The sequence below is a fragment of the Parvibaculum sp. genome (genome assembly GCF_035511255.1).
Taxonomy (GTDB): domain Bacteria; phylum Pseudomonadota; class Alphaproteobacteria; order Parvibaculales; family Parvibaculaceae; genus Parvibaculum.
In genome coordinates this window covers 1-5,909 of record NZ_DATKFR010000244.1, presented here as the reverse complement: position 1 = coordinate 5,909, position 5,909 = coordinate 1, and the positions used below count along the sequence as shown (strand labels likewise).

5 protein-coding genes are annotated in these 5,909 nt (G+C 67.0%); 2 read left to right on the top strand and 3 right to left on the bottom strand.

Annotation, left to right across the window (positions count from 1 at the left end):
- On the top strand, positions 1-448 hold a 448-nt coding region (locus tag VMR03_RS09790; RefSeq protein WP_325404672.1), incomplete at its 5' end, for a hypothetical protein.
- Positions 449-462: 14 nt separating this feature from the next.
- On the opposite strand, the gene VMR03_RS09785 is transcribed toward VMR03_RS09790, so the two are convergent.
- Positions 463-885 (bottom strand): group II truncated hemoglobin, encoded by a 423-nt coding sequence (locus VMR03_RS09785; protein WP_325404670.1) that lies wholly within the window; start codon positions 883-885, stop codon positions 463-465.
- Positions 886-1,083: 198 nt separating this feature from the next.
- On the opposite strand from VMR03_RS09785, the gene VMR03_RS09780 reads away from it, so the two are divergent.
- Positions 1,084-1,887 carry a DUF2189 domain-containing protein gene (locus VMR03_RS09780; RefSeq protein WP_325404668.1) on the top strand — a complete coding sequence of 268 codons (804 nt, stop codon included), beginning with the start codon at positions 1,084-1,086 and terminating at the stop codon, positions 1,885-1,887.
- Between the two features lie 22 nt (positions 1,888-1,909).
- Here VMR03_RS09780 and VMR03_RS09775 read toward each other — a convergent pair whose 3' ends face one another.
- Complete coding sequence (locus VMR03_RS09775; RefSeq protein WP_325404666.1) at positions 1,910-2,341, bottom strand: hypothetical protein; 432 nt, start codon at positions 2,339-2,341, stop codon at positions 1,910-1,912.
- Positions 2,342-2,367: 26 nt separating this feature from the next.
- Positions 2,368-5,909 (bottom strand): YadA family autotransporter adhesin (locus VMR03_RS09770; RefSeq protein WP_325404664.1); only part of this gene is annotated, 3,542 nt, incomplete at its 5' end.

The window sequence follows — 5,909 nt, the reverse complement described above, 5'->3', positions numbered from 1 at the left end:
CCATCCGGACCTCGCCAGCGGCGAAGCCACACCCGGCTCATATCGCCGGCGTGGCCATGCAAGGCTACCGGACGGCGCTCTGGTGCCGGCGCTGAGCTTCACCGAGACGATGCGGGACGCACGCGGCGACGTCGATTATCTGATCTTCGCACTGCCGATGCCTGCGCTGGAAAAAGCCTGCCGGCTCGTCTCCGACATGACGCCGGCAAGCGGTCTCGATCCGCTCTGGCGCGGCGAACTCGAGACGTGGCTCGCAAGCGTCGGACGCCATGTCGATGCGGAGGTTCCCTTCGCGGCCGCCTATATCGGCTTCCTGCCCTTTCCGATCGGCGACGCGGAGACCGCCGACCATCTCTTCGCGCAAGGTGTCCCCGCCGAACGCTGCCTCGCCTATCTCTATCGGCGGAACGGCGTGCTTGAATTCTTCCCGACGACCTTCTGGTCCTGAGCGGAAACCCCGCTTCAGCGCGAGCGCAGCATATCGGCCATGCGAAAGAGCGGCTGTTCGAGAAGCTTTCGCACCGGCTCCGGCACATCGGTTTCGGCAAGCGCCCGGTTCATGCACATCAGCCACTGGTCGCGCTCGGCGGGACCGATGGCGAAAGACCGATGCGCCGAGCGGATGCAGGGCCTGTCGGCACGCCGGAAATAATCCTGCGGTCCGCCGAGCCAGGCGCTCAGGAACTCAAAGAGGCTTTCCTTGATCGGACGAAGATCGTCGCCATGCATGGCGCGGATGCCCGCCGCTTCCGGCGCCTCGTCCATGATGTCGTAGAGACGCTCCGCCAGACGCCGCACGGCGTCGGCACCCCCCATGAGATCGTAGGGCGTGAGCGCGGCCGGCGCCGCGGCTTCGTCGTCCGTCTGCATATCCGTATCGCTCATCCGCTCCGGCCTCGTGAAACACCGCGACGACCCTCCCATTGCCTGTCGCGGGGGGTCAACGCGGCAAAACGCGCAGGCCGCCCTCCCCACCCGCATTTGGCAGCGGCGCATGAAAAGCGCAGACTTTGACGATGCCGGGCGGCGAGGAGAGGGAGGCGCCGCACGCAACAGCCGATGTAACGCGATGGGAGGCAACGCATGAGCATCGACACGACCGCCAAGACCGAACACAAGACCGAACGCAGGCCCGGCATCGAAATCCGGGCCGTGACGATCAACACCGTGCTGGAGGCGCTCGCCGCCGGCATGCGCGATCTGCGCGCGGGCCTCGGCCACAGCCTCGCTTTCGGCGCCTTCATCGCCGGGGGTGGATGGGTTCTCGTTCTGCTTCTGCTGAAATTTCACCTGCCCTGGCTCGTCTACCCGCTGGCCATGGCCTTTGCCCTGATCGCGCCATTCCTGGCGACGGGCCTTTATGAAATCAGCCGGAGGATCGAGGCGGGCGAACCGCTCTCCTGGGCGTCCATCGCGGCCTCGATCAAACGCGCGTCAGGCCGCGACATGGGCTGGATGGCCCTCGTCACCGGTTTCAGCTTCGTCGTCTGGATGGATATCGCGGCGCTTCTTACCTTCGGTTTTCTCGGCCTCTCGGTGACGAGCGTGACGGCCTTTGTCGATCAGGTCTTCTCGACGCCTTCGGGCCTCGCCTTCCTCCTGCTCGGCAATACGGTCGGCGCGGCGATCGCGCTCACGGTTTTCTCCCTGAGCGTCATGTCCTTTCCGATGCTCTTCGACCGCGACATCGACTTCGTGACCGCCATGATCACCAGCGTCCGCACCGTGCTCGCCAATCCCCGCGCCATGCTCTTCTGGTTCGCGGTCATCGGCTTCCTGACGGCGCTCTCTTTCCTGTCGCTCTTCGTCGGGTTGATCGTCTTCTTTCCGCTGCTCGGCCATGCCTCGTGGCATCTCTACCGCCGCGCGGTGGCGCCAGCGGCATGACGGCGCCCGATATGCGCGCGCCCTACTGCGCCCGCACGCAACTGATCGAGCCGATGCCGTTGGCGCCGTATTGCACCAGTCCCATCGGCGTGGGCTTCGAATGCTCGACGACGATCGGAAGATAGACGTAGCAGATCATGCCGGCGGCCGGGTCGCGCCAGCGCTGGATGAGCGTGTCCTTGAGCGGCCCTGCATATTGTCCCTCGAGTTCCATGTGCTGCAGGGGTCCGTCCTTCGCGCCGGTCGCGCCGGGTGACGCAGTGGCCGGTTGGACGGCCGGCGGAACGGCGGGGTTCACAGGCGTCCCCGAAGCGGTTTCGGTTGTTTCTTCCTTCGGGAATCCACGACCGATCAGCGCGTCTCGTCCCAGCAGGACGAGCGCGAGCGCGACGATGGCCAGCAGCAAGGCGAGCCCCGCGAAAATGCTCGGCATATAGGTTTTCCACCAGGTCATTTTTCCATCCGCCTTCGTGAGCCCTGCTACCAGCCGAACCGTACGCCTGCGCGCACGCCATATGTATTGCCGCCGACACCGACGCCCGCATTGATGGAGACATTGTCGTCGACGCGCGCGATGAGACCGAAGCCCGCGGCATTGGCGCCTTGGAAGGAGCCCCAGTTGGCGGTCATCGCATAATTTTCATGCTCGTTGAGGCCGCCGCCGCCCGCGAGCGCCAGCGCCATTGCGATGCCGGACTGATTGGTATTGATCCGGTCGGAGAGTTTCCGGTCGAGATGCGAAAGCTGGTCGACATTGACCGCGTCGGTGCCCGCGATCCCGGCGGCGACATTGGTGATCCGCCGCTCGCTGCCGGCCGCGCCGACCGACACGGTATTCGCCTCGCTGGCGAGCGATCCGGCACCCAGCGCTACCGCATTGTCCGCCGTCGCGCTCGAACCGCTGCCCAGCGCCGTCGCATTCGCGGCGGTCGACGAGGCGTCATGGCCCATCGCGACGCTCGATGTTTGCGTCGCCTGGGCCCCATCGCCGATGGCGACCGAGTCGGTCCCCGTGGCGCTCGCCGCCGCGCCGCTCGAATTCGCGCGGAAATACTTGCTGTCGGCATAACCCGAGATCGACGAATAGATATCGGCGATGTCTAGATTGATGGTGGTGATTGCCGCCGTGTTCGCCGCGACATTCTGATTGGTGGCATAGAGCTGGCTGCCGTTGATCGCATCGGTGCTCGTCGACGAGATCGTGCCGTCGGCGACGTTGACGATCTTGCGCTCCGCACCAGCCGCGCCGACGGAAACCGTATCGGCCTCGTCCGCAACCGAGCCCGCGCCGATGGCGACCGAATTGTCCGCCGTGGCGCTCGCCCCGTCGCCGATGGCGATGGCCTTGCTCCCGGATGCGGCACTTCCCGATCCGAGCGCCATCGCGCTGGCGCCATAGGCGCCCGCTCCGTAGCCGAGCGCGATCTGCCCGCCATCCGTGCCGCCGCTCACGCCGGCAACGCTGCCCGCGCCTAAGGCGATCGATCCGGTCTCGTAGGAGGTCGCGCCGCCGACATCCTCGTCTCCGCCGAGAGCGAGCGAACCCGCACCCGCCGCCTCCGTAAAGACACCGCCCGCATAGGCATAATCGCCCGATGCCGTGCTCCCCGTGCCGATCGCATTGCTGAACTGGCCGCTGCTCTCGCTTTCGAATCCATAGGCCGAACTGAAATCGCCGGACGCCGAACCGATCGAACCGACGGCAGTGCTCCGGAAGCCCGACGCGGATGCCTGATCGCCGATCGCCACGGCGTAATCGGCCGTGGCGGAAGCGGCATTCGCGCCCGTCGCGTCGCCACCGATGGCAATCGCATTGAGGCCGTCGACATTGGCGTTGTAGCCGATCGCCGTCGCATTGTAGGAGGTGGCCGACACGCTCGCCGAGGTGCCGTAGATCGAAACGCCGGTCGCGTCATTGTCGGTCGCGTTGGCGCCCGTGACGATCGAATTCGCCGCCGAATAGGCATTCGCGCCGATGGCAATCGCATTGGTGCCGCTCGAACTCGCGCCGCTGCCGAGCGCCATGGCGTCCGTTCCCGTCGCGGTCGGCGCCGTGCCGCCGCTCGAATCCTCGGCGAAAAACTGAAAGGCCGAACTCGACCCGAGCGCGGCGACGTCCTGTGCCAGGGAATAGAGCTGGCTGCCGTTGACCGCGTCGGTGCTTGTCGCCGAAACCTCGCCGGCGGCGACGTTGACGATCTTGCGTTCATTGCCCGCCGATCCGACCGAGACCGTATTCTCTTCATCGGCGATCGACCCTGCGCCCAGAGCGACCGCATTGTCGGCGCTCGCCTGTGCGCCTGTCCCCAGTGCAGTCGACCGATAATTGTCGGCCGCGGCGTCGGAACCGAGCGCAAGCGAATAGCCTCCCGAAGCGTCTGAGTTGCCGCCGATGGCGACGCTGCCGTTGCCGCCCGCGCTTGCATCGGCGCCGCCGGCAAAGCTGCTGTCGCCATTCGCGGCCGCGTCGCTTCCAAGTGCGACGCTCTTGTCGCCTTGCGCATTGGCGTTGTAGCCGCCGGCAAGGCTCTGGCTTCCGTCCGCGATGGTGCCTGAACCGACCGCCGTCGCACGGTCGCCGCCCGTTTCCGCACCGACACCGGCGGCAAGACTGAAATCGCCGCCCGCATTGCTGCCGACGCCGAAGGCGCTGCTCGAATCGCCAGTTGCATTCGCCTGGTAGCCGACCGCCGTCTGATTGCTGCCCGTTCCTCCGATCAGGCCGGCGACGCTCTCGCCGCCGATGGCGATGCTGCCGTCGTTATAGGCCTGGCCACTGGTGCCGAGCGTGATGCTGGAGGTGCCGGTCGCGACCGATCCGTCGCCAATCGCAATCGCCTTGTCGCCGGATGCATCGGCACCCTGGATCGCGAGGCTGTTTTGGCCGCTCGCCACCGTATAATTGTCATCGGTCGCGCCGAGAGCGGTCGCGCCGGACGCGCTGGCCGAAGTTCCTGTCCCCAGCGCCACCGACCAGTTCGCGCTGGCCGAGGCCGTATCGCCGAGCGCGACGCTGCTCTCGCCCGCCGCGACCGCGGAGGTGCCCCCGGCAAAGCTGCCGTCGCCGCTGGCGATGGCGCCATTGCCGATCGCCACACTGCTTTCTCCAACGGCCTGGCTGTTCGCACCACCGGCGAAACTCGAATCTCCCGTGGCCTGCGCCGTGTCGCCGATGGCGGCGCTGCTGGCGCCGCTGGCGGAGGCGCTGTTGCCCAGCGCGACACTGCCACCGCCACCCGCGCTTGCATTGATGCCGCCGGCAAAGCTGTAATCGCCGAGAGCCTGCGCGCTGTTGCCGAGTGCCACCGCGGCGGCGCCTTCGGCATCGGCATTTACGCCGCCGGCGAAGCTTCCGTCCGTCGCGGCGATACTCGAGTCGCCGATCGCAACGCTGCTTCCGCCGTTGGCTTGACTGTTGGCGCCGCCCGCGAAACTGGCGTCGCCGACGGCCTGCGCCGTGTTGCCGATAGCGGCGCTACCGATGCCGCTTGCCGATGCGCTGGCGCCCAAGGCTGTCGACGAATCCGCGCTCGCCGATGCGCCATTGCCCAGCGCGACGCTGCCGCCGCCGGTCGCGCTTGCATTGATGCCGCCGGCGAAACTGTAGTCACCGAAGGCTTTCGCACTGTTGCCGAGTGCCACCGCGGCATCGCCCTCGGCATCGGCATGGGTGCCTCCGGCAAAGCTTCCGTCCGTCGCGGCGATGCTCGCGTCGCCGATGGCCACGCTGCCTTCGCCGGTAGCTTGGCTGTTCGCGCCGCCCGCGAAACTGGCATCGCCGTCCGCCTCCGCTCTATAGCCGATGGCGGCGCTGCTCACGCCGTTGGCGGTGCTGAGATTCCCGCCGGCAAAGCTTTCATCGCCGGTGGCGAAGGCGCTGCTGCCGAGCGCCGTGGCATTCTCGCCATCGGCGCCTGCGGTATAGCCGAGCGCGACCGAGTACCCACCCGTCGCACCTGCCCCATAGCCGATGGCGACGTTGTAGTCGGCCGCGTCGGAACCGGCATAACTGTGGCCTCCGA

Coding starts and splice junctions, on each gene's coding strand:
- VMR03_RS09785 (WP_325404670.1), bottom strand. CDS start 885: ATGAGCGATACGGATATGCAGACGGACGACGAAGCCGCGGCGCCGGCC.
- VMR03_RS09780 (WP_325404668.1), top strand. CDS start 1,084: ATGAGCATCGACACGACCGCCAAGACCGAACACAAGACCGAACGCAGG.
- VMR03_RS09775 (WP_325404666.1), bottom strand. CDS start 2,341: ATGACCTGGTGGAAAACCTATATGCCGAGCATTTTCGCGGGGCTCGCC.